This window comes from Shivajiella indica (assembly GCF_042683085.1).
In the GTDB taxonomy this organism is placed as follows: domain Bacteria; phylum Bacteroidota; class Bacteroidia; order Cytophagales; family Cyclobacteriaceae; genus Shivajiella; species Shivajiella indica.
Genome location: NZ_JBHUIV010000010.1, coordinates 196,877 through 221,140, shown reverse-complemented (window position 1 = coordinate 221,140; position 24,264 = coordinate 196,877). Strand labels below are relative to the sequence as shown.

17 protein-coding genes are annotated in these 24,264 nt (G+C 38.7%); 5 read left to right on the top strand and 12 right to left on the bottom strand.

Annotated features, from left to right (window positions below):
• Both ACFSKV_RS04355 and ACFSKV_RS04350 read left to right on the top strand, forming a co-directional pair.
• On the top strand, window positions 1–690 hold the full coding sequence (locus tag ACFSKV_RS04355; protein ID WP_380800645.1) for an ABC transporter ATP-binding protein: 690 nt from the start codon (window positions 1–3) through the stop codon (window positions 688–690).
• Window positions 665–1,984 (top strand): hypothetical protein, encoded by a 1,320-nt coding sequence (locus tag ACFSKV_RS04350; RefSeq protein ID WP_380800643.1) that lies wholly within the window; start codon window positions 665–667, stop codon window positions 1,982–1,984. Before ACFSKV_RS04355 ends, ACFSKV_RS04350 begins: the two co-directional genes overlap by 26 nt.
• 57 nt (window positions 1,985–2,041) lie before the next feature.
• Here the strand turns inward: ACFSKV_RS04350 and ACFSKV_RS04345 are convergent, their stop codons facing one another.
• The 8 genes from ACFSKV_RS04345 to ACFSKV_RS04310 form a co-directional block, all read right to left on the bottom strand.
• Window positions 2,042–4,309: a TonB-dependent receptor domain-containing protein gene (locus tag ACFSKV_RS04345; protein ID WP_380800640.1), complete on the bottom strand. Its 2,268-nt coding sequence runs from the start codon at window positions 4,307–4,309 to the stop codon at window positions 2,042–2,044.
• 159 nt (window positions 4,310–4,468) lie between these two features.
• On the bottom strand, window positions 4,469–4,810 hold the full coding sequence (locus ACFSKV_RS04340) for a hypothetical protein (protein WP_380800638.1): 342 nt from the start codon (window positions 4,808–4,810) through the stop codon (window positions 4,469–4,471).
• Window positions 4,811–4,892: 82 nt separating this feature from the next.
• A complete protein-coding gene (locus tag ACFSKV_RS04335; protein ID WP_380800636.1) occupies window positions 4,893–5,990 on the bottom strand; it encodes a hypothetical protein in 1,098 nt (365 codons plus the stop codon).
• A 259-nt stretch (window positions 5,991–6,249) separates the two neighbouring features.
• Complete coding sequence (locus ACFSKV_RS04330) at window positions 6,250–8,040, bottom strand: hypothetical protein (protein ID WP_380800635.1); 1,791 nt, start codon at window positions 8,038–8,040, stop codon at window positions 6,250–6,252.
• 119 nt (window positions 8,041–8,159) lie between these two features.
• On the bottom strand, window positions 8,160–8,840 hold the full coding sequence (locus tag ACFSKV_RS04325; RefSeq protein ID WP_380800634.1) for a hypothetical protein: 681 nt from the start codon (window positions 8,838–8,840) through the stop codon (window positions 8,160–8,162).
• 75 nt (window positions 8,841–8,915) lie between these two features.
• The gene (locus ACFSKV_RS04320) at window positions 8,916–9,488 is read right to left on the bottom strand and encodes a Crp/Fnr family transcriptional regulator (protein ID WP_380800633.1); all 573 of its coding nucleotides are present in this window, start codon (window positions 9,486–9,488) and stop codon (window positions 8,916–8,918) included.
• Window positions 9,489–9,729: 241 nt separating this feature from the next.
• On the bottom strand, window positions 9,730–10,191 hold the full coding sequence (locus ACFSKV_RS04315) for a YehS family protein (RefSeq protein WP_380800632.1): 462 nt from the start codon (window positions 10,189–10,191) through the stop codon (window positions 9,730–9,732).
• 306 nt (window positions 10,192–10,497) lie between these two features.
• Window positions 10,498–11,088, bottom strand: coding sequence for a uracil-DNA glycosylase family protein (locus ACFSKV_RS04310; protein ID WP_380800631.1), 591 nt, complete (start codon window positions 11,086–11,088; stop codon window positions 10,498–10,500).
• A gap of 377 nt (window positions 11,089–11,465) precedes the next feature.
• On the opposite strand from ACFSKV_RS04310, the gene ACFSKV_RS04305 reads away from it, so the two are divergent.
• Entirely contained in the window at window positions 11,466–11,669 is a 204-nt protein-coding gene (locus ACFSKV_RS04305) for an SDR family NAD(P)-dependent oxidoreductase (RefSeq protein WP_380801378.1), read from the top strand.
• 86 nt (window positions 11,670–11,755) lie between these two features.
• A complete protein-coding gene (locus ACFSKV_RS04300) occupies window positions 11,756–13,159 on the top strand; it encodes an MBL fold metallo-hydrolase (RefSeq protein WP_380800630.1) in 1,404 nt (467 codons plus the stop codon).
• A gap of 192 nt (window positions 13,160–13,351) precedes the next feature.
• Here the strand turns inward: ACFSKV_RS04300 and ACFSKV_RS04295 are convergent, their stop codons facing one another.
• From ACFSKV_RS04295 to ACFSKV_RS04280, 4 genes are read right to left on the bottom strand one after another with little or no spacing between them, the layout of a single operon-like run.
• A complete protein-coding gene (locus ACFSKV_RS04295; protein ID WP_380800628.1) occupies window positions 13,352–14,473 on the bottom strand; it encodes a glycoside hydrolase family 16 protein in 1,122 nt (373 codons plus the stop codon).
• A gap of 10 nt (window positions 14,474–14,483) precedes the next feature.
• Window positions 14,484–16,529, bottom strand: coding sequence for a PKD domain-containing protein (locus ACFSKV_RS04290; protein ID WP_380800627.1), 2,046 nt, complete (start codon window positions 16,527–16,529; stop codon window positions 14,484–14,486).
• A 10-nt stretch (window positions 16,530–16,539) separates the two neighbouring features.
• Entirely contained in the window at window positions 16,540–18,006 is a 1,467-nt protein-coding gene (locus ACFSKV_RS04285) for a RagB/SusD family nutrient uptake outer membrane protein (RefSeq protein WP_380800626.1), read from the bottom strand.
• Window positions 18,007–18,011: 5 nt separating this feature from the next.
• Entirely contained in the window at window positions 18,012–21,092 is a 3,081-nt protein-coding gene (locus ACFSKV_RS04280) for a SusC/RagA family TonB-linked outer membrane protein (protein WP_380800625.1), read from the bottom strand.
• Between the two features lie 248 nt (window positions 21,093–21,340).
• On the opposite strand from ACFSKV_RS04280, the gene ACFSKV_RS04275 reads away from it, so the two are divergent.
• Window positions 21,341–24,220 (top strand): helix-turn-helix and ligand-binding sensor domain-containing protein, encoded by a 2,880-nt coding sequence (locus ACFSKV_RS04275; RefSeq protein WP_380800624.1) that lies wholly within the window; start codon window positions 21,341–21,343, stop codon window positions 24,218–24,220.
• The last annotated feature ends 44 nt before the right edge of the window (window positions 24,221–24,264 follow it).

The window sequence follows — 24,264 nt, the reverse complement described above, 5'->3', positions numbered from 1 at the left end:
ATGCCTATCATTCAGACCAAAAACCTTTATAAAATTTACAACGAAGACACTATTCCGGTATATGCCTTGAAGGATTTGACTTTGGATTTCGAAGTGGGCGAATTCACTACCATCGTCGGACCCTCAGGTTCGGGAAAGACAACTTTGTTGAATATGATAGGTGGCCTGGATGTTCCCAGTAGAGGCAGTGTGCTGGTTGATGGAACAGATATTTCCACCTTAAAGAAAAATCAGATCATCGATTTCAGGTTACACCACATCGGTTTTGTTTTTCAATCTTACAACCTGATCCCTGTCTTGACTGCTCTTGAAAATGTGAGCCTTATCATGGAACTACAGAACAGGGATAAGGATGAGATCAGAAAAAGGGCCATTCATGTACTGGAGGAAGTAGGATTGTCCGATAAATTAAACAGCCGTCCTTCAGAACTTTCCGGGGGACAACAACAAAGAGTAGCCGTAGCCAGGGCTTTGGCTTCAAGACCAAAATATGTGTTGGCGGATGAACCAACCGCCAACCTTGACACCAAGTCGGCCATGAATTTATTGGATATCATGGCCAGGTTGAATAAAGATGAAAGTATGACCTTTATTTTCAGCACCCATGACCAAAGGGTTATTGAAAGAGCAAGGAGGGTTGTCACTCTTGTAGACGGTGCACTGTATGAAGACCTTAAAAAAGAGGGTTAAATTCCCCCAGAAAAGCATCCTTATTTTTTACTTTTCTCTCGCCTTGTTTTGGGTTAGCATTCCCCTTTTGGGAATGCAGGATTCCTTAAAATCTAACCTGGCCCCATCAAACAATAATAAAACGAATTCCGATTTAAACGAAAATAGAAAAACTGACTTAATTGACGGTTTTCAGGATACTATTCCCGAAATCGGAAAAGAAAAATTTCCCCAGCTTCACCTTAACGGGTATATTAAATACCTTCCTTCTATTAGAACCAGTGATCTGTTGGAAAAACCAAGTTTCGATCAATTACTACATAACAGGTTAAACTTCAAAGCAAATTTAAGCAGTAAATGGACGGCCAATGCAAGCTTGAGGACGAGGTTTTTTTATGGAAATATATTGAAGCAATTCCCCAATTTCAAAGATTTCTTGGAGGAAGATTTTGGTTATTGGGATTTAACCAAGGTACTGTGGAGTGGTGATAATTATATTTTGCATAGTGTCATTGACAGGATTTATGCAGAATACAAATCAGAAAAGTGGCAGGTAAGATTCGGAAGACAAAGGATCAATTGGGGCATCAACCTGGTTTCCAACCCAAATGATCTATTCAACACCTATTCCTTCTTCGATTTTGATTATGAAGAGAGACCAGGAACAGATGCGGTCCGCTTTGAGTATTTTTTAGGAGAAATGAAAAGGCTGGAATTTGCCGTAGCACCGGGGAAAACCAAAGAGGAAACGGTCGCAGCATTTTTATATTCATTTAACCAAAAAGGGTATGATATACAGTTTATTTCCGGATATTTTCAGGATAGATGGACCGGAGGTTTGGGATGGGCTGGGAGTATCAAGGAAACCGGATTCAAGGGAGAAATCAGCTATTTTACTGACTTAAATCCTATGGAGGGAAGAGAAAAATCCAATATTGTCACGGCTATTTCCTTTGACCATATGCTTCCTAACGGAACATTTTTAGTACTGGAGTATCTTTATAACCAACAGAGAGAAGGTGTGGAACAAAATCCACTGCTTTTGAACATTCCCTTGCAGGCGGATAACCTTTCATTTACAGACCACTCGATTTTCCTGCAAGGCTCCTACCCCATCAACCCCATCTTAAATGTAAGTCTCGCAAGTTTTTATTATCCCAGCGAAAACACCGTTTTCATCAGTCCAAGCCTCAGAGGGGATTTGATCAAACATATCGATGTTTTGCTTATTGGCCAGTTTTTTATCGGAGCTTCAGATTCTATTTTTGCCCAGGCGGGATCCCAAATAGCAGCAGCTTTTAAATGGAATTTTTAAAAATTAAAAAAACCGGCTCAATCTCTGAATCGGTTTTTTTTAATTCTTCATGAAAGATCAAAACTTAAAATTGAGCATAAAAAAGAAGTTTCTCCCTGGTGCATACATTGGCACCCTATTGATGCCAATTGGCCTATTTAAATGTTCATAATAAGCTTGGTCAAATAGGTTCTGTACGCCGACTTTTGCGGCCATAAATGAAGTAATATCATAACTGGCATCTATATCAATCAAGGTGAATTTTTGGCTGACCGTTTCTCCAAAGCTTTCAGAAATCCTGTTCTGGGCCGATACATGTCTTAATCTTATTGCAGTATTCAATCTGTTATTGAAATGACTGCCAATTATCGCATATCTTAAGTCAAAAGGTGCAATTTCCGGTAATGCCTCGGAAAGTACCAGATTTTGGCCATAAGTATAAGCAAACATCAACTGTTGTCGGAAGCCATATCCTATTAAGTGATTGAAGGAAGTTTCGAAACCTGTTTTTAACGCTTGATCAATATTTACAAACTGTCTTACACCCGGACTAGTTGGCAATCTTGGAGTAAGTTCTGTTTTTTCAGCTGTGATGTTATTGGTAAGGTAAGCTGCAAATAAATTTAGCTCTACTGAAATTTTGGACCTGTTATAGCTCAAGACCAAATCCATCTGATTATTTGTTTCTGGATTCAAATCAGGATTTCCCAACATTTCATATGGATCAACCCCAACAGGGAAATAATTGATATAACGTTCCGTAATACTTCCGCTTCTACTTACCCTGGCCAGCCAAAATCCCACGCTGAAATCCTCACCCAAATTACGTTTTAGACCAGCAGATATCCCCGGATTTAACTGGGTTATTTCATTCCCTGTATTAACATTAGAAAATTCTTCAGCTGGATCATGCGCAATGGCATGGTTGATTTCCAACCTTCCTGCCAAACTGAACAAATAAGGACCTACAGGCACATGATAAGAGGTAAAGGCACCTGTTTTATTGATTCTTGAGTCCTGCCAGGCATTGTCATAAAAAGTTTTTCCTGCATTTGGTCCCATCAAAAACTCTCTTTCTCTAATTCCCTGTGCAGCTTCAGTCTTAAAATCCAGACCTGCATACAATTTGGACTTTCCATAATGCCAGAAACCTTCAGTTCTTGCTCCCAAATTTTGGGTATTAGCTGGTGTCCGGGCATTCATCATCCGCGGATTAAGCGCTTTTAATCCATTATCCATTAAATGATCCACGAGGGTAAAATAACCAGAAGTAGTCCAACTTTGCAGAGAACGTCCTTGAAAACTTCTTGTATGGCGGACAGATCCCATCCAAGTATCATCAGATCGCAAATCCATTGCCAGAGTAGGGAAATCCACATCTCTTGCAAAATTTCTGTTAACGGTAATCTGCAATAAGTCTGAATTTGAAATATGGAAATCCCCATACATACCTAAGGTACCCCTCTTGAAATTTGCAGGAACTATATTCCCATTACCGTCCACATAATCGGAGCCGGTTGAATAGGATCCCATTATTCCAATATCATGGTTTTCTCCGGTAAACCCTATCCTGCCCTCATTTCTAAATACCTTTCCATTGGATTCATACATGGTAGAATATCTGCCATAAAATCCTCTTTCTATTGAAAATCTCGGGTCTTCCTGTAAAAAATTGATGGTTCCTCCCAAACCGATTCCATATCGTAGTGCATGGGGACCTTTGAGGATTTCAATTTGTTTAATCCGGTTAAGTGCGATTTGAGAAGTGGGAGGATCCATTCGGTTCGGGCATGCTGCATTGGCTGACTGAAGGCCGTCAATGACGATATTGAGCTGCTCATATTTAAAACCCCTCATAACCGGATCGAAGGCGAAAGCACCGCTTTTTCGGATGGATGCCACCACTGGATTGAGATTCAATATGGCACCGGCATCATGGTGGAGTCTCTCCTGCTCTGATATATGGATTTTTTGGTCTTTGTCCTCTGTTATTTTAAGGGAAATAACTGAAACAGGCTGTAAATTAACAATGCTTTCTCTTCTGAAAAGTTTTCCTTTTTCAAATACCTCAAGTAATTCTTTTTCATCAATGACCCATTTTCCATAATTGATATGGCTGAGATGTAAGGACTCACCGGATATATAGGTAAGATATAAGTAACCATTGTCATCCGAGACACCCTTTTGCTCTGCATAATGGTACATTAGACCAATAATGGGATCTTTGGTAGCCTGATCTAAAATCTGAAAGGAACGGCCATTTTGGGCAAGGGTAACGTTCAAAGTCAAAACAGACAAGAGCATTACCAAACCAATATTTTTCAGGTAATCAGTTTTGATTTTCATAATTGATATGCTTTAATTTTTATTGGATTGGGATGTAGAATCCCTCTGGACTCCCGGCAGCAGAAGTCATTTGTTTAAAAATGTCAATGTGGTTCAATCCAAGGAAAATCGGTACATGCATTTCTAATTGGAAATCAATACATTGGAAACAGGAAAGAATTAAATACAGGGAGGATGAAAAAATTCGGAAGAATTAATGAATATAAAATCCAATTCATCCATAACCCCAAACTTAGGATGAAACTGAAACCAAATCCTTAAAGGTGAATTTGATTTTTCCGGAAGTATATATACCAGTGATATTTCTTCCTGAACAAAAGTCTTTTTATTCTCCTCTTGATCTTGGGCATTATTCAACCTTCGGTTTAATTCACATTGCCCATTACAGGAGAGTTCTGGTTTTTCCTGATTCACACAAAAAAGCTCCGCTATCCGCTCCCTGTGTATGCTAAAATCCAATTGAATAAGAGAATAACTCATTCCATTCAAAAGGATGATCATAGAAAGGGTGATATTTAGGATCCATTTAGGCATAAACCAGCGGCAAATATTATAATTTCCTTATGTTTCTTTGTGACTTAGTTCACACAAATTCCTGAACGGAAGATTTTCTTTTTAGGGAATAATCCCTTTTGATTTTATGAATTATGATGATCACCATCAAACCAAACATGAGGAGAATTGTCCAACCATTAATGACTCCAAACCATAACCTCAAATCGGGATTAAATACTATACTGCTCAGTACCCTACCCAATAGACTTATTTGGAAAACTGCCCAACCTATCCAAAGTATGGGGTGATATGGGTTATGCTTGATATTTAAAACCATCGGCAATATAATGGGTGCATGGGCCCAAATCATGGAAAAGGTAAATCCAAGGAAAAATGTATGCACAAATAGATCATAATATAGAGGATGATTCTCCATAAAACATAAAATTATTCCATGTAAGGTAAGCCATACATACCCCACTCTAAGACCTATCCCTATATATTTAAATTGATTTTCCTTTTTTGAGGCTATTTTGGCCATATCATAGTGAAGCAACCAAAAGGAAATAAAAATGACAGATGTACCCATCAACCAATTTCCAATTCCGTGAAACGGAGTCCACATTCCCAAAAAAAACAAAGCCAAAAGCCAAATCAGTGCATTTTTTGCAATTTTTGGGGTTGGCAAAAATTTACTTAACTCCAATCGCTCTCCAACTATAGTAAACAAAATAAAGCCAACCCACCAAGGAACTGCAGAGGCTATAAAATCCGTATATAAAATCATAAAATTACCCAACATCCAAGATATGGCTCCTACACTCATGATAAATTGGTAAATTTCCTGGTGTCGGACTGATTGCAAATACATGATAGCGATCAAACCTACACTCGCTGAAAATAACAAACCATTTCCCAAAACAGGTTTTCCTAAAAATAAAAGAACAGGGATGGACATGCCGCTTAACATAGGAACCAATAACCAGGCCTTATGCTTCATGACCATGGCGCGCTCCAGAGAAATCAAGGTCCCCAAAAAACCTCCTACCATGAGTAGGCCATGATTGGCAGCTGAACCTGTAACATTATATTCCAAATAACCCAACCTTATCCATCCTCCTGCAATTCCAAGAATCAAAGAAGCTATAACTAATGGAAAGAGATAGATAGGCTGAAGGACTTTCATAACTCGTTTTTTATAGTTTACTTCTCCCCGATTTAAATTTGAATCCTTTAAAAATTCTCATTATTCGAAAAGAATTTAATAAAGGGGTTTTTTATCTTTTATTATTTTGAAAAGAAAGGGAACTTTACAATTCCCTCTGATTTCTACTTCAAATATAGGATTAATTTATTATCGGACAAATATATCCTTTATTATTTTTGCCCTTATTTTAATTTTTTTCAATATAAAAAAACCAAAATCCCTCTATTCCATCCTTCATTTAAGAAGAGAGCTTAGGCACCAAACCATTAATTTCTTCATTGATTTCCTGTAGCTGGCTTTTGAATTTTAAGAGGATTTCTTCCGTATCATTTGCAAAGTTTTCAGCCAATTGGTTGTAATATTGAATCCCCTCATTCAGATTGTTTTTAAATCTTTCCACATAGGAATCAAATTTGGCTGTTTTTTCAGGAAAGGATTTTTCAATTTCTGATTTAAGATGTTGAACGTACAACTGTAACTCCTTGACAAAAACATGTGGTCTTTCCGGGTCAAGGTTTAAATTAATTTTGCCATAAATATGATCCATCATTTCCTTGAGACTGAATATCCCCTTGAAATATGCCAGATTTGGCCCCGGGCAGATGGTCACTGCCCTCAAATTCCTCTTTGGAGTTTCTCCCGATTTCAATATCGCCGGGGCACTTAAACCTTCGCAAAGGCAATCTTTTTCAAGCACCAGATCCAGATCCTTTTCATTGGTTTCTCCTGCTTGAAATTGTTTTATTTTTAGATGCTGGTATTCCCTGGATGCGGTGCAAATCGGCTTTGTGGAAAAATCGGTACTAAATGCCAGGAATTTTTTATAACAGGGACTCCCTGGCCTGTTTTTGGCAATCCTAGACTTTCTTTGTTCCTCTCCACTACTGGTCCGTAGGTTATTAAATGGGATTCCAAGTGGAGAAGCTTGACTCAGATAGAAATCTGATTTCCTCGCATTGATCAATCTTTGTAAGGTGTCATCATCCACACTGGTGGCTTCAGGAACTAACAGAAAAGGGCTTCCCCAACCGGTACCATCAAGTTCATAATATTCCATAAGGAAACGGTTTTCATCGGCATTACCAATACCGCCCTGATATGTAATTTTAGTCTTCAGGTCCCCTGGTAAAAGATGTGCTCCCTTTTCCTGCAGGGCTTGTTGACAGCTTGTCCAAAGCGTTTGTTTTAATGTTTCTCTGTTATGTTTGAATTCCTCCAATATAGGTCCAATAAGCAAACCCTCTGTTGCAAAAGCGTGTCCTCCACAGTTTAATCCGGATTCAATTCTGAACTCAGATACCCAAAGTCCTTTTTTGGCCAAAAACCTTCCCTGAATGAGAGCGGAGCGGTAATCGGAAACTTTTAGAATGATTCCTTTTTTGATTTTTCCGTTTTCATCGGGAAAAAAATCAGCAAACTGTTCCGTATAACTGAACAATGCTGGATTCATTCCTGCAGAAAATACCACAGATCCTTCTACCTCACTGACTGCAAACCCTCTCAATGAGGAAAGGGCATCTGAATATTCCCTGGGGAGTTCATTTCCTTCTTTGTCAAAATTGATCTTGTCCACTTTGGTCATGATATTGACATCAATTTTTCCAGGGACAATGGCTTTTCTTAAAGCCCCCTGTAGTTTAACTTTTACCTCCCCTTCTGCATGCAACATTTCCCGGTATAAAGAACTCAAAGGGTGGGAGAATGGCAATAGTTCGAAATATCGGTCAATATTCCCTCCTTCACCAAATTCCTCAGCCTTGAGGTCTTCAACTTGCTTTTGAACTACCTTATGGAGAAGGTTCAGGTATGCGGTAATCCGTTTAGCACGATAATCCTCTGCTTTTAAATCAATGAATTGATAAGGGATGGAAAGTTTACGGCTATATAACCTCCTCATGTCCTCCAAAAGGTGGTCATCCATAATGGAAACTACGGATGAAATTCCAAACTTCGCTACTTTTAATGGTGAATCAACGGTGAAACCTAATCCCATGACCGGGATATGGATATGGTGGGGTAAATCTATCATTCTAATTTCAATCTTTAAAAACAGGATATTTTAATATCTTTCCTAAGTGGACAAAGTTATCCGCTAATTGTAAGAAAAAAGAATGAAACCCTTATTCAAAAATATGATTTTGGTCAGTTTTAAAAAGCCCAGCCAACAAATATACCATAATTGGGTTTGAATTGTTTTTCAGGTCCGTATTGATCTAAATTGGCCCCAATTCCATAACTTAAAGCATTTTGTTTCAACCCGACTCTGAGTTGGAGGTAACTTCTTGTATGTTGATCAGCATTAAGCCCATAAATATATAAAAGCTGCAATCTGGTGTATAAATTTAATTTGGGTCCAAGTTGGGGTTTGTATTCATAAATACCGAAAAATTCTACTTTATTGGTACCATTGAGAAAATAGTTGAGGATGGATACAGCTACCCATTCCTTATTGGAATAGGAATGTTGTGCACCTACAACAGGAGAAATTCCAACTGCATTATTAACAGATAATCCTGAAACAAAACTAAAATCCTTGTAAAAATTGTAATTGAATAGTATGGGTACAGCAATATCCAACTCATCCATTTCATTATCATAGCTTGCAGATAATGCAGAAACACTCAAAAAACCGAATTTACTTTCAGGTGAAAATTTTTTCTTGACCACCATCTGAAAATATAGTCGTTCATGGCCAGCCATAAACTCAACAGGTGTAGGAACTACAGGACGGGACTCCTGTGCTAGGGTAATTTGAACCGCCCCAATACAAATCATTGTAAAAAGTAGCGTAATTCTACAACCAAAATTTATTTTAGTCAGGATTTCCATAGTTTTTGCAGGTTATTACCATGCAAAACTCAGAAATTAAAAAGGAAAAAATATTGCCTTAAGTCAATGAATCACTTATTTGAGCCTAGCTTTAAGTCTGCTTAAAGTATAGGGGGTAATTCCTAAATAACTTGCCACTATCTTGTTAGAAAGCCTGTTTAATATTTGAGGGTAATTTTTTAATAACCAATTGATTCTATCCAGGCTGTCGGATCCCTGCAAGTCATAAATTCTTTTCTGCGTGGTAATATAGGCCGATTCCATAATGTTTCTATAGATCTTGTTAACAGCAGGTACTGTCTCTACCAAAAAATAAAAATCATCTCTTTGGATATAAAGGACTTTGGAATTCTCGAGGCATTGTATATATTCAAAAGAAGGTTCTTTGGTAATCAGGCTTGTGAATGAAGTCCCAAATTTTCCTTCAAATGCAAAATATCGTGTATTTTCTATTCCCTGTTTATTGACTGAAAAAAGTCTCAGGCAACCTGAAACCACAAAGTAATTGTATTTACATACCTCTCCTTCCCTCAATAAATACTCATTTTTTTTACAATTTTTCTCCATAAAATATGGTGAAATGGAATCTAGTTCTTCCATACTGATGGAAGTCCGTTCCTGAAAATAAGATTGGAGTAAGGGGTGCATTGGGCTAATTTGAAAAATTTTCAGCATAAATTCTTCATCTTAAAAAATTAAAAAGTGGTTTGAATCGAACTTCTAGAGATAAATAACCATTGGTGAATCCAAAGTGATTCAAATTTCAATTAATCAGGTTAGAATATATCCTTTCTTCTTTAATTAGATAAGTAATCCTCTACCTATCCTAAAAAAGAATTAAATCAATTTTAAAAAACAGGATGTTCTACAAGGGATGTTCTTTAAAATATCACTCTGGTCTAAATTTTATCTGAAGTCCTCGCAGGAAATTTCTTAGGATCTGGTCTTTGAGAAGACGGTACTGACTTTGGGTAGGTTTACGGAAAAATGCACTCAATTCATGTTTACTAATTTGGATATTCATAGTGCGAAGGACTTCAAGAATTTCTTCATCCTTCATATCCAAAGCTATTTTCAGTTTACGCAAAATCATATTGTTGGAAAGGGTTTTTTCAGCTACAGGTTGATCACCTTCCCTCCTTCCTCTTCTGAAAATGATCAGACCATTTAGAAAATGGGCCAAATCTTTATCATAAATACCTTTAAAATCAAGGTCTTCTTCTCTTTTCAGCCAATCGCTTACTTCAGACCTAGTAACAACCTTCCCCCCCAAACCAAAGAGTGTTATCATTTTATCATCACTGAAATCAAAAGTGTATCTCAGGCTGCGCAGGATGTCATTATTGGTCATAATCTGAAATAAAGATTGTTATGTTGAAGAGTAAAGATGCCCCAAAGTGGAAAAGTTTCCAAATAATAAATCGCAACACATTCCTCCTCATTTTCTCCACCTTCTGAAATTCAAATGTCACGCCCTGAAATTACTTGACAAAGTTTAAATGGTTTAATCCTGCCTTTCCTCCAGGTACTCAGTTCGTTTTTAGATCACTTATGTTCTGTTTTTTCATACTTCATTCTTATTTCATCATTTTCATTATTTTCAAAATCCACCCTCCCAAATCCAAAATTCGAGTCTCTCGCTTCTACTTTTTTATAGCTACCTTCCGTCCAATACCTCCCTTACCTTAGCCCTTAAAACAGGCAAAACTCTGTCTTCGAACCAAGGATTCCTTTTGTGCCAGAACTTATTCCTAGGTGAAGGGTGTACCAATGGGAAAAATTTTGGAAGGTATTCTTCAAAACAATGAACTGTTTGGGTCAAAGTTCTTTTTCTATTTTTACCCAGATAATAGGCATGCGCATATTGACCTATCAAAAGTGTCAATTCAATTTGAGGCATATGACCTAATAAAGATGCATGCCAGGTCGGTGCGCATTCAGGTCTTGGGGGAAGATCCCCTCCTTTTCCCCTACCCGGATAACAAAAACCCATGGGGACAATTGAAAAGATCTCGGTATTGTAAAATAATTCACGGTCAACTCCCAGCCACCTACGCAGTTCCTTTCCGCTCAGATCATTCCAGGGTATCCCTGTAGCATGCACTTTGGTACCAGGAGCCTGACCAACAACTAATATCTTGCTTTTCTCACCTGCTGTAAATACTGGCTTAGGGCCTAAAGGCAAGTAAGCTTCACAAATACGGCAGGATTTTATTTCTTGGATAAGGTTTTCTATTGGCGCTTCCATCTTAAGGGCTTAAGGTATTTTTTTTTAGTCATTCCATCAAAAAACCAATAAAGTTTTGTAAATTTTATTGAATTAACGTCCTGAATTAAAGATTCCCATTTGAGTACTTTGAATTGTCGAATCATTAAAAAACGTTTAAAAATGATCAAAATAAAAGGTAAAAACATCTTGATAACAGGAGTGCATCTGGCATAGGAAAGCTGATGGGAGAAATTGTCCTGAAAAAAGGAGCAAAGGAGTTAATGATTTGGGATATTAATGAAGAATCCTTGACCTGTACAACTAAGGAATTTAGTCGTTTAAGGAATGTCAAAACGATAAAAATTGATGTATCTTATTGGAATCAAATCAAAGAAGCATTGGACCATATTCGTTAGATCGATTTTGAAATTGATATTCTATTATTCAACAATGCCGGCATCATTCAAGGTGGCTATTTTTGGGAAATTGCCCCTGAACACATCCATAAAACCATAGCTGTAAATACTTTGGCTTTGATGCACATTACCAAAGAAATCTTGCCCGGAATGAAGGAAAGAAAATGGATTAGTTCAGTTAATAGAAAAAATAAGGGAACGTAACAAATCTCACAGAACCAATAAGAGAAAATACTGATTTTTGTCACATAATTTCAAATAAAACGAAAAAATCAAAACAGAAATAGTATATGTTCTTCGAATTAGTTTATGACAAAAGTTTGGCCCAAGCCAGTTATGTAATCGGATGTCAGGCAGGTGGAGTAGCTGCCGTTATCGACCCTAAAAGAGATGTAGATACCTACCTCAATATTGCCAAAGCCAATAACATGAAAATTACTCATATTTTGGAAACCCATATCCATGCGGATTTCCTGAGTGGTTCAAGAGAATTGGCGGCATTGACAGGGGCAGAAATGTACCTTTCTGATGAAGGGGATGAAAACTGGAAATATGAATTTCCTCACAATAAAATCAAAGGAGGAGATGTCATTAAAATGGGTAACCTGACTTTTGAAGTAATCCATACTCCAGGGCATACCCCAGAAAGTGTCAGTTTCCTATTAACGGACAAACCTGCTACGAAAGAGCCTGTGATGTTATTTACCGGAGACTTTGTTTTCGTTGGGGATGTGGGAAGACCAGACCTGTTAGAGCAGGCAGCAGGCATCAAAGGTACTCAGGATATTGGCGCTGCCCAGATGTATGACTCCCTTCATGAATTCAGCAAATTAGGAGATTATATTCAGGTTTGGCCTGGACACGGTGCAGGTTCCGCCTGTGGCAAAGCCCTTGGTGCCGTACCTATGACCACCGTGGGTTATGAAAAAATCAGAAACTGGGCCCTTCAGTTATTGAATGACAAAGCTGCATTCACTAAAGAACTGTTGGCTGATCAACCAGAACCCCCCAAGTACTTCGCCATGATGAAGAAACTGAACAAGGTGGACAGAAAGTTATTGACTGAAGTGCCTAAAGTTCAGAATCTTTCCAAAACTGATTTTGAGAAAGTAAAAGCAGATGGACTTAAAATTATTGACACCAGGCCTTGGCAGGAATATGCAGAAGGTTATCTTAGAGGTACTTACAACATTACTAACAATAACTCCTTCTCTACCTGGATGGGTTGGTATTTAAATTATGAAGAAAAATTTGTTTTGATCGCTGAAGAAAACCAAGTGGAAGATCTGACCAGAAAATTGATGAGAATAGGTTTGGACAACTTATACGGATATATCACTCCTACCCAATTGGTGGAGTTTGAAAAAGGAAATCTTGAATCATATTCTCCTATTGACAAAACTGAAGTGGAAGCAAAATTGGCAGAAGGAAATGTTCAGGTGGTAGACGTTAGAGGTGTAGCCGAATACAAAAAAGGCCATATTGAAGGAGCTGACAATCTCTTTGTAGGAAAACTTCCTCAAAATCTGGATAAAATCTCCAAAAAGGAACCGGTCATTATCCATTGTCAAAGTGGTGCAAGAGCTGCTATTGCTTACTCGATCCTTAAAGCCAATGGTTTTGATAACATTCAAAACTACTCTGGTGGCTGGGAAGATTGGAGTCTCAAACAAAAAGAATTAGTAAATAATTAAGATTAAAAGTAAACAAAAAAGCCCGGGATTCCGGGCCTTTTTTATTCCTACCAAACGATTCTTGCTCATTAATCAAAAGAAAACTCTGAGATTTTACCAGATGAGTTTTTTCCGGATAGTTAATCCTTTATAAAAAGTAAGGCTGTCCCATTAATAGGGACAGCCTTACTTTTTATAAGGTTTAATAGGTTGTTATTCTTTTTGAAAAACCCTCACATAATCCACGACCATCTGTTGTGGAAAATAAGTGGTCCCATCAGGGCTTCCCGGCCAGTTACCACCGACTGCTATATTGAATAAAAAGAAAAAGGATTCCCTAAATTCATCTAGCCCTGTTGGCCTGATATCAATTTCATGGTAAGGTGTATTGTCCAAAAGCCACACAATTTTTTCCTCATCCCAGATAATCGAGAACACATGGAAATTATCATTGAAAATACCCTGATCCAGTGTGACTGAGCCTCCAAAGTTGGCATATGTGCCATTATTGTCCCAATGGACTGTTCCATGAACTGTATTGTCTCTACCATTGGAATTACCGCCCACCATTTCCATGATGTCAATTTCACCGCACCTGGGCCATCCTACCTGATCAATATTGTCTCCAAGCATCCAAAGAGCTGGCCATATCCCCTGTCCTTTTGGTAGTGCTGCTCTGATATCCACTCTTCCGAATTTAAATGATTTTCTTCCCTGAGTTTTGATTCTGGAAGATGTATAATTTCTTCCTCCAGCACTTTCCTGTTTCGCTTGAATTATCAGAAGTCCATTTTCAACTTTGATATTCTCCCTCCTATACCATTGAAGCTCATTATTTCCCCAACCGCAAAGATTTGGACAACCATCTCCCAGTTCATGGACCCAATCCTGACTAAGTTGATTCCCATCGAACTCATCATTCCAAACCAGGTTATACCCTTCGTAAGTCATGGGGCTTTCAAAACCGGACTCAGGAATTTTCAATCCGAAAACAGCCTCTGAAATGGTTACTTCCCTTTCCTCTTTGATAAAATCATTTTCCGTCACATGGGCCTGAACAGTTATAGTGTACCGGCCGGCTTGCCTGTATGTAAAACTGGCCTGATTACCTTGCACCAATTCCGGAACCTTGCCATCCACTCCAAAACCCACCCGAAAGAAGTTGGCATTTTGAGCAGAAAAAACCACTGTCACCAAGCCTCTGTCTGTTTGGGAAACCGCCACTTGTAAATTAGTGGGAAGTTGAACTTTTTCATCTACTTCTTCTTGCTTGCATGCATTACTCATCCATGCAGCAAGAAGAAGTAAGACTATATATTTAATTTTTATCATCATCAAAATCATATTAACTGGCTGGAATCAGGACAAATGTCCACCAAACCCCTCCATCATTTGTGATATCCAAAACCAAAGTCAATTCCTTAGTTTCCGGGTCATAACCAAAAACCTCATAGGTTACGGATTCATTATCCCTAGGAGGACCTTGTTGATACTCACCGCCATTGAAGGCTTTTGGAAGCACAATAAATGCGCCCGTTCCCGTCACGGTAATTTTAGGTTTCGAATTGCCACTCGCTGGCTGGAAACTAAATTGATGATTTCCTGAAGCCCATGCAGCACCTGGAGTTCCAGTCAGATTGGATTCAGGTTGACAGCCTTCAGAGGCCACTCCCATATAAAACTCTCCAAAAATATCTCCCTGAGCATCATATTCAAAATCACCATTTTGGCTGAAAATAAATAGGTCATTGAAAAGACATGGACGGTCTCCTGAGATATCATTGCCATTTGGGAAAAAAGAATCGCTACCAGGTGCGGGGCCTACTCCAAATGCCCCAGCTCCAGGCTTTAATTTCCATGCCTGAGTACCGTTATTGGTTAGGTCCTGTAAGCTAAAAGAGCCATCTGATACTTCTCCATTTCCTTCGGTAGGAATCAAGGTGAAATTCCAGAACACTCCTCCGTCTCCAGAGATATCAAGAGATAAGTTAAGCTCTCCTGTGGAAGCATCATATCCTATGACATTGTAAGTTACAGATTCATTTTCCCTAGGAGGACCTTGTTGGTACTCTCCCCCATTAAAGGCTTTCGGAAGCACAATAAATGCACCTGTTCCGGTAACTGTAATTTTCGGAAATTCAGTTGGGGTACCCGGTGTAAAGGTAAACTGGTGTTGGCCTGAAGCCCAGGCAGCCCCTGGAGTACCCACAAGATTGGACTCAGGTTGACATCCTTCTGAAGCCACGCCCATATAGAATTCTCCAAATATATCTCCTTGAGCATCATAGGTATAAGTACCATTTTCATTAAATGCATAGAGGTCATTGAATAAACAAGGTCTATCGCCCGAAATATCATTTCCATTTGGAAAGAAAGCATCACTTCCCGGCGCTGGACCTACTCCAAAAGCACCAGCTGCAGGTTTCAATTTCCATGTTTTCTGACCATTTCCTACCAAATCATTCAAAGAGAAACTGACGTCTGGATTTTCCGGCTCTGGTCCCGGGTCAACCGGTGGTGCAAATCCTGCAGGAATCAACCGAATATACCAGGCAAGATCATTATTAGCTTGGTCAACAAACCGAAGAAACATTTCATTTTCCTCTAAATGAATAATCTGATAGGATCTGCCTCCGGCAAAATACCCTAAAAAGCTTGGAGAAGTTACACTTAAAACCGGATGCTGTCCCTCTTCTTCTACAATATTCCAGTTTAATCCACCAGGAGAAACAAACGGAGCTGATAAATCTCCCACTCCTGGATCAAAAGCACCTGGAAAGTTGGCTCCCTGAGCTGCATTGAGATAAACTAATCCATTGGTTTCCCATCCAAAATAGAAATCACGTAGCTTAAAAGTATACTCATCAGTATACATTCCACTTCCTCTTTTCTCATTTGGCTGTGCCTGGTACCATTCCGGAAAATCTCCATTCTGTGAAGGGTTGGGACCTACACCAAAATGGCCTACTCTAGCTGAATCAATCACCCAGGTTTTACCGTCAACCGCATCAATACCTCCTGTCAGTAAATTGAAAAGAGGTCTATCCAACAAGGTTGGATCTGTGTTTTCAATAACTATATCTTCAGTAAATGTTGCACTTCCTCCTTTACTATAAACTGTTAGAGAAACTGTATATGTACCTGCTAATGGGTAAAAACCTGTGACTTTTCTTCCCTCCGCTTTTACACCATTTCCTAAATCCCAAACCATCAAGAAAAAATCATTATCTGCTGTGAATTGCAGGATATTGTCACTTTCGTCAGTTGGAATAAAGCTAAAGCCTGCCTCCTGAACTGTAGGAGGTTCAGCATCTAATCTATAATCTTCTATACATGCCCACATAAAAAGGACAGGTAATAAGAATGCTGTTAATTTGAATATTCTTTTCATTTTGTTTGAATTAATAACCTGGGTTCTGTGACCATCTTCCACCTGCCAAATCAATCTCTACCTGAGGAATAGGGAACAACTCATGCTTCCCAACCTGAAACCCGGAAATAGCTTCTGCTGCTTTTCCGGTCCTGACCAAATCCCAAAATCTATAACCCTCACCTGAAAGCTCTAATCTCCTTTCGGAATAGATATCCTCCAACAACTGGGTACCGGAACTGGTGATATCAGGAACTCCGGCTCTTTGTCTTACTTTGTTCAACTCGGTTCTTGCCCTGGAATCATTCCCTGTCTGCGCAAAAGCTTCAGCAGCCATTAACAGCACATCGGCAAAACGGATAGCTCTGTAGTTGAGAGGACTTGTCAAATCATCATCAGGCAAACCTCTTTCATCGTTCCTTTTGATATATTTATTATTGTAATAACCGGTATGCCCGCCTCCCCCAATGGCGAAAGAAATATCAGATGGATTTGGTTGAGCGGCTATAAAAGCTTCTAAATCCAAAATGGTTACTTCCCTTCGCGGATCATTACCAAAGAAATCATAAAGGTTTTGTGTTGGTAAATTGTAGCTGTTGCCATCTCCATAAAGAGGGCCAACATAATTTCTAATGGCATGGAAACCCGGGGCAGGATTACCTTGCAAACAAACCAAACAACCATAATCTCCACCTTGCAGGCCAGAGTGCTGAATGGTAAATACATCCTCGCTTGTGTTTTGGTTGATGGCAAGCCACATGTTGTTCATGTCTGTGAACAAAGCATATCCGGCCTGGTTGGTAGTGATCAATTCATCCAGAACCTGTGCAGCTTCAGAAAATTTCTGCTGGTATAGCAAAACTTTTCCTTTCAAAGCCATAGCAGCTCCTTTGGTAATTCTCCCCACTTCCGGATTTGTCCAAGGAAGCACCTCAATTGCCCTATCCAAATCCTGTTCAATTTGAGCATAAATCTGTTCTTTAGGGGTGCGTTCCACCTGTGTAACTTCATTAATGGAAATTCTCCTGTCCACTATAAGTGGCATGTCGCCAAAATAGTTGACAAGGGTAAAGTAAAAATAGGCCCGAATAAATGAAACTTCTGCCAAAAGCCTTTCTTTAGCAGGAAAATCCAATTTATCCTGGTTTTCAAAAATGAAGTTTGCTCTTGCAATTCCTGAATAATTGAAACGCATCACATCGCGTAATTCATTATTTACACCTCCGTGAACCATGTTGTCAATTTCATGCAACCCTTGGGTATCATTGACACTCTCCCCTCCTGCTATAGAATTATCTGAAGCAATTTCCCCAATCCATATCTGTAAATAATTTGTCTGCATCAAATCATAAACCCCGATGACAGCCCTTTGAAAATCCTCCTCTGTATTGAAGAAATTTTCGGCATCCTGAGCATACTCAGGTTCAATATCCAACCATTGGTCACAAGAGACCAAGGACATGGTTAAGGCCAAAATGATGATATATAGCTTTTTCATGTTTTTTAAAATCTAAAGTTCAAACCACCCATGATTACTCTTGCCTGCGGGAAAATCCCATTGTCCACACCTGCAAAAAGTGGATTACCAGATCCCACATCAGGATCAAAGCCCATATACTTTGTCAAAGTAATCAGGTTATTGGCGGCTACATAAAAACGCATAGCCCTGATTCCTATCTTTCCGGAAATCTGTTCAGGAAGGGTATAGCCCAATTGAACATTTCTAAGCCTCACAAAGGACCCATCTTCCACAAAGAAATCTGAAAAAACAGTGTTTCTTGTCTGTCCTGTGGTCAATCTTGGTATGTCATTGGAGGTACCTGGTCCCGTCCAGCGGTTAACATTATATGCCAGCTGATTGGCAAATGGCTGCTGTCTCTCATAGTTTCTAATTATTTCCTGACCAATTGCTGCATACACATTTGCAGAAAAATCAAAGCCCTTATAATCTACACTAAGGTTGAGCCCCATGATAAAATCGGGGATGGGTGAACCTATAAAGGTTCGATCGGAATCATCACTGAAATTGATAATACCGTCTCCATTGGCATCTACAAACCTTAGATCACCAGGCCTTGCATCAGGTTGAACGAATGGACTGGAAGCAATTTCTTCCTGGCTTTGCCAGATACCATCTGTCTGGAAACCTATAAAGTAACCAATTGGAAATCCTTCCTGGAATCTGGTCGCTACGTTTCCTCCAACACTAAAAGCAGCACCAGGAATGAAATCAAGACCTTCAGGCACTTTCGTAACCCTATTTTTTAAGTAAGTAAAATTATAGTCTACCCTAAAATTTACTCCTTGAGGCTTAGATGTGCCGTATCCAATTTCTAATTCAATGCCCTGATTGGTCACGTTGCCTGCATTGATAACTGGAGGGGAACCACCTGGTCCATAGGAACCTAGCAAAGCAGAAACTGCTGGCTGAAAAAGAAGGTCTCTGGTATCCTTAATAAAGTAATTGGCAGTAAAATCAATTGCTCTGAAAAGGGTGAAATCCAAACCAATATTGGTTTGTAATGTTGTTTCCCACTTGAGATCCGGATTACTTGTGGCACCAATAGCTGCTCCATTGACAATGAAGTCATTGAAAACATATCTAGCCAAGCCATTCATCAAACCTCTATACCTGAACAATCCGATTTGGTCATTACCTGAAACCCCAAAACTTGCTCTTAACTTCATGAAATCCACTGCATTGGATCCAAAAAAGTCCTCATCTGAAATCACCCACCCAGCTGAAACGGAGGGAAAGTAACCAATCCTGTTATTGGGTCCGAAATTGGTAGATCCATCCCTTCGTAAAATCGCAGAAAACATGTACCTCCCCTTGAGCTCATATTCCCCTCTAATAAAAGATGAAACCAACCTTTGTCTCGTTTGAAATGAACCTGTCTGATTCAAAAATCCTCCTGGTGCCTGGTTAGCAGAGATATCGGCAAATGCAGGATCATTATTTGGAATATTAAATGCTGTTCCATTGAGACCCAAATTTCGGTTGCCGAAATAACTTAATCCCAATGTTCCTTTAACCCTATGGATATCCTGAAATCTTCTTTCATAATTTAAGAATGTCTCCAAGTTATAATCCAAGAATGAATCCCTGTTCTCAAATACTGAAGCTCCTCTTTCGATCAATGTGCCTCCGACATCTACCAAAACAGGATCCAAATTTTCATTTCTTGCTGTGTTAGCAAACTTTCCAGGCCCAAACCATGCCAATGGGGAAAAGGACTTTCCATCTACCAAAGCAAAATTATAGCCCGCCCTACCATTAAGACTAAAATGTTGATTGATGTTGTATGTTATTTCCTCTTTTCCAACAATCTTGTTCACGAAGGTTTCGTTGAAAGTATTTTCAATTTGAGCAAGAGGGTTGATTATATCAGCAACATTCTCAAGATAGGAGAAACGATCACCTACAAAAACCGGTTCTGTTGGGTATGCATTGATGGTATTGAACAATACTGAGCCTATGCCTCCCTGAGCAATACCACTTGCCTGTTCATGGGTATAGAGAAAAACACTTGTCAGCTTTACTTTAGGAGCAAGTTCAGTTACAAAATTCAACCTGGCATTGTATCTTTCAAAATTGGACTTAGGTCCACCGACAATTCCTTGTTGCCCAAAATATGAACCACCAATGGAATACGAGGTTTTCTCCGAACCACCTGTCACGGTTAGGTTATATTCCTGAATAGGAGCCGTTTCGAATACCTCATTTTGCCAATCGGTTCCCGAACCTAAATTAACGTTATTAAATGGGGGTTCCATTCCTCCTGCAGCAAAAGATTCATTTTTCAGAATTGCGTATTCTCTGGCATTCAAAAGATTAAGCTTCCGGGCAGTTTCCTGGACACCGTAATATCCACTTAGCTCAACCGATGCCTTGCTGTTTAGACTTCCCTTTTTCGTCTCAATAATAATGACCCCATTGGCTGCCCTTACACCATAGATACCGGCAGTACCGTCTTTAAGAACATTGATAGATTCAATATCATTGGGATTGAGAGAATTAAGTCCTGCAGCATCAAAAATGACCCCATCTACTAAGATCAATGGATTATTATTTCCAAAAGTACCCAAGCCCCTGATTCTGATATTCGAAGTTGCTCCTGGAGCACCGGAATTGGTAGTGATCGTGACTCCGGAAAGCTTACCTTGTAAGGCCTGATCAACCCTAGGCATATTCATTCTGGCAACATCATCCCCCTTAACCTGTGAAACGGCACCTGTTAATTCTTTTTTGGTGGCAGTACCGTAACCTACCACAATCACTTCCCCTAAAGAGGTTATTTCAGACACCAAGTTCACCACAATTGACGATTCTGACCCTACGGTAATTATACTGGTCTGATAACCTACAAAGCTGACCCTTAACTGATCACCTGGACTTACCGAAATTGTAAAATAACCGTCCAAATCGGTCACTGTACCAGAGGTCGTGCCAACCTTCAAAATACTGGCACCCGGAATAGGGTCACCCCTATCGTCTAATACCTGGCCCCTGATGGAACCTGTCTGCGCAATCAATGAAAAATGAATGCACAGCATAATTAGTAATGTAAATATTTTTTTCATGTATTTTGGATTTATAATACTCGCACAATCACGAAAACTAATTTCATCAAACAAAAAAAAGTATTACATCAATATTACATCAACACAATAGTTGACATTTCACAAAAACTCATCAATAATCTAAAATAACTATATTTTGGATTGAAAAAGGAGCCATTTTAATTCAAACTTGGATTTCATCAGAGGAGTTTATTAATACATCAAATGATTTTTGTAAATTTCAGTCCAATCCATCGCTAAATTTTCCGATGAAAAAAATATTGCAGATAATTCCCTTCTTTATCCTCACTATACAAATCCAAGCCCAGGAATTGGGAATTCCTTTTTCAAAATATTATTCAAGCAAAGAATACAGTGGGGGCATTCAGAATTTCTCTATTGGTCAAGATAAAAATGGCCTAATTTACGTAGCCAATAATTTTGGCCTTTTGGAATATGATGGAACTTCATGGGATAGGTATGCCCTTCCTAACAGTACTAAGATCCGTGACTTGCTTATTGAGAATAATGGGAGGATTTACGTTGCGGGTCAGGGTCAGTTGGGCTATTTTAGGCCAAATGACATCGGAAAACTTGAATTCATTTCATGGATTCCTCAGCTTCCTTTGAAATACCAAAATGTGGAGGAGGTTTGGAAAGTCTTTAAAATTAATGGAAAACATATATTCTGCACTTTCAAAAACATTTTTATTTTCGATCAAAATGGCTCTTTAATAAGCATGGTTGAAAGTGTGGGGGATTTTATAAGCTTCCATATGAGTAATAACCAACTCTATTTCCAAGATTCTGAAAGTGGTTTAATGAAACTCGAAAAAAATGAAGCTGTTTTGATCTCAAATGAACCCAGCCTAAAAACCGAATTAATTAGCGGGGTGCTTGAAAGTACCTTAGGCGCATTACAAATCTTCACAGAAAAAGGTGAGGTTTTCCTTTTATCTACCCAAAACCTTTCTCCATGGAACCCTTCTTCTCTTCCAAAATTAAGTAAAGTCAATAAGGCTATTCGACTTAGAAACGGAAATATTGCAATCGGCACACAATATAATGGTATTTATATACTCAAAGAAAATGGAAGCCTTGAACTCCATATGGATCTGGAAAAGGGATTACAGAACAACACTGTTATTTCAATTTTCGAGGACAGAGGAGGAAATTTATGGATAGGACATAACAATGGAATTACCCTTCTCGAGCTAAGCTTGCCATTCAGGTTAATAGGTCCACAAAAAGGCGTATTCGGCACTGGTTATACCGCAAAGCTCTATCAGGATGAAATATACCTAGGTACTAATGTAGAGGTCATCAAAGTATCTGGAAATGGTGAAAACTCAGGCAAAATTTTAAATTCCGAAGGTCAGGCTTATAGTTTTGGGCTTATTGAAAAAAATCTCCTATTGGGCCATAATGAAGGTGCTTTTTTAATAAACAACAACATCGCTGAGCCCCTATCGGGGGTAAAAGGAATCTGGTGTTTCCTTCCTTTAAAAGAAAATCCTGATCTACTCATAGCAGGCACATATAATGGTTTAGCATTATTCGAAGCAAAGGAAGGAAAATACAGATTCATCAGAAAATTAAAAGGTTTTGAAGAATCTTCCAGATTAATCCAACAAGATGAAATTGGAAACATATGGATGTCTCATGGCTACAAAGGGGTTTATAAATTATTCCTTTCTAAGGATCTTACTGAGGTAAGTTCCAAGTTTTACGGGAATAAAGAAGGTTTGCCTACTAATTTATTAAATTCTGTGTGGAAAATTGGTGGTAGAGTAGTCTTTACAACAGAATATGGAATTTACGTTTACAACCAATCATCAGACAGATTTGAAAAAGATCAGATTTTAAATCCCTATTTTGAAAATGATTTCCTGATTACCAGCTTGGTAGAAGATCCTATCGGTAATATTTTTTACATCGGAAACAAGGAAGTGGGGGTATTGGAAAAACAAGCAGATGGCTCTTATCAAAAAAACCATCAGATTTTCAACAAAATTATCCCACTGTTGAATGATGACCTTCAGAATGTGTCACTGCTTAGGTCTAATGAGGTGTTATTTGCTGCCAATGAAGGATTCATTTGGTACAAACTTGACATCAATAAAGTAATGCCTCCTTCCTATCCTGCATTTATTAAAGCCGTTTATTTGACCAAGCCGGGAGATTCTCTTTTGGCCCTTGGTAAGCACACTGAGTTGATGGAACAAAAATTCGGAACAGGAAGTAAAGACAAGGGTCTAAAACTCCAATTTGACCAAGCGGATATACGTTTTGAATTTACCAATAGTATTCCCAACAATGAAAACACTACCCAATTCAGGTTTTGGTTGGAAGGACTGGAAAAAGAATTAGGAGAATGGACATACAAAAGAGATAAAGCGTATACCAATTTGAGCGAAGGAAATTACACTTTTTACCTACAAAGCAAAGATCTATATGGTCAGATTTCTGAAGCAATTCCCTTCACATTTACTGTTTTGCCCCCTTGGTACAGAACAAAAATTGCCTGGTTTATTTACCTGTTGGTGTTTATTCTGATCACGTTTATCACATTCAAGAGGGTTGATAAACTATACCAGAAAAAGACACAGGCAATTACAGCAGAGCAAAGGAAAGAATTGGAACAAAAATCCAACGATCTCAAAAACTCACAAAAGGAATTGAAAAAACTGAAAACTGAAAAATTAGAAGCTGAAATCCATAATAAAAATAAGGAGTTGGCCTCTGCCACTATGCACTTGTTGAACAAAAACGGCTTTATCGATCAAACAAAATCCCATTTGTCCCAGATTATCAAGAAAAGCAAAAACCAGGAGGTCAAAAATGAGCTCCAAAAAGTTGTCCAAAGCATAGATAAAAACATCGCAGAAGATGATGACTGGCATCAGTTTGAGATCCACTTTGATCAAGTACATGGGGATTTCATGGACAGGTTTAAAAAAGTACATCCTAGTTTAAGTCCCCAAGAAATCAAATTGACAGCTTATTTGAGAATGAACCTATCTACAAAGGAAATCGCATACTTGATGAATATAAGTCCTCGGGGGGTGGAAATTGCCAGGTACCGGTTAAGAAAAAAACTCCAACTGGAAAGAAGTGCAAACCTTCAGGAATTCATCTTGAAATTCTAATGAAATTAACCTGACAAAAAGGTGTTATTGAAAAATAAATCATT

Excerpts from the sequence above, each read along its gene's own strand:
- ACFSKV_RS04350 (WP_380800643.1), top strand. The coding sequence starts at position 665 with ATGAAGACCTTAAAAAAGAGGGTTAAATTCCCCCAGAAAAGCATCCTT.
- ACFSKV_RS04330 (WP_380800635.1), bottom strand. The coding sequence starts at position 8,040 with ATGATAGATTTACCCCACCATATCCATATCCCGGTCATGGGATTAGGT.
- ACFSKV_RS04285 (WP_380800626.1), bottom strand. The coding sequence starts at position 18,006 with ATGAAAAAGCTATATATCATCATTTTGGCCTTAACCATGTCCTTGGTC.
- ACFSKV_RS04275 (WP_380800624.1), top strand. The coding sequence starts at position 21,341 with ATGAAAAAAATATTGCAGATAATTCCCTTCTTTATCCTCACTATACAA.
- ACFSKV_RS04325 (WP_380800634.1), bottom strand. The coding sequence starts at position 8,840 with ATGGAAATCCTGACTAAAATAAATTTTGGTTGTAGAATTACGCTACTT.
- ACFSKV_RS04355 (WP_380800645.1), top strand. The coding sequence starts at position 1 with ATGCCTATCATTCAGACCAAAAACCTTTATAAAATTTACAACGAAGAC.
- ACFSKV_RS04290 (WP_380800627.1), bottom strand. The coding sequence starts at position 16,529 with ATGAAAAGAATATTCAAATTAACAGCATTCTTATTACCTGTCCTTTTT.
- ACFSKV_RS04345 (WP_380800640.1), bottom strand. The coding sequence starts at position 4,309 with ATGAAAATCAAAACTGATTACCTGAAAAATATTGGTTTGGTAATGCTC.
- ACFSKV_RS04320 (WP_380800633.1), bottom strand. The coding sequence starts at position 9,488 with ATGCACCCCTTACTCCAATCTTATTTTCAGGAACGGACTTCCATCAGT.
- ACFSKV_RS04340 (WP_380800638.1), bottom strand. The coding sequence starts at position 4,810 with ATGATCATCCTTTTGAATGGAATGAGTTATTCTCTTATTCAATTGGAT.
- ACFSKV_RS04335 (WP_380800636.1), bottom strand. The coding sequence starts at position 5,990 with ATGAAAGTCCTTCAGCCTATCTATCTCTTTCCATTAGTTATAGCTTCT.
- ACFSKV_RS04300 (WP_380800630.1), top strand. The coding sequence starts at position 11,756 with ATGTTCTTCGAATTAGTTTATGACAAAAGTTTGGCCCAAGCCAGTTAT.
- ACFSKV_RS04280 (WP_380800625.1), bottom strand. The coding sequence starts at position 21,092 with ATGAAAAAAATATTTACATTACTAATTATGCTGTGCATTCATTTTTCA.
- ACFSKV_RS04315 (WP_380800632.1), bottom strand. The coding sequence starts at position 10,191 with ATGACCAATAATGACATCCTGCGCAGCCTGAGATACACTTTTGATTTC.
- ACFSKV_RS04310 (WP_380800631.1), bottom strand. The coding sequence starts at position 11,088 with ATGGAAGCGCCAATAGAAAACCTTATCCAAGAAATAAAATCCTGCCGT.
- ACFSKV_RS04295 (WP_380800628.1), bottom strand. The coding sequence starts at position 14,473 with ATGATGATAAAAATTAAATATATAGTCTTACTTCTTCTTGCTGCATGG.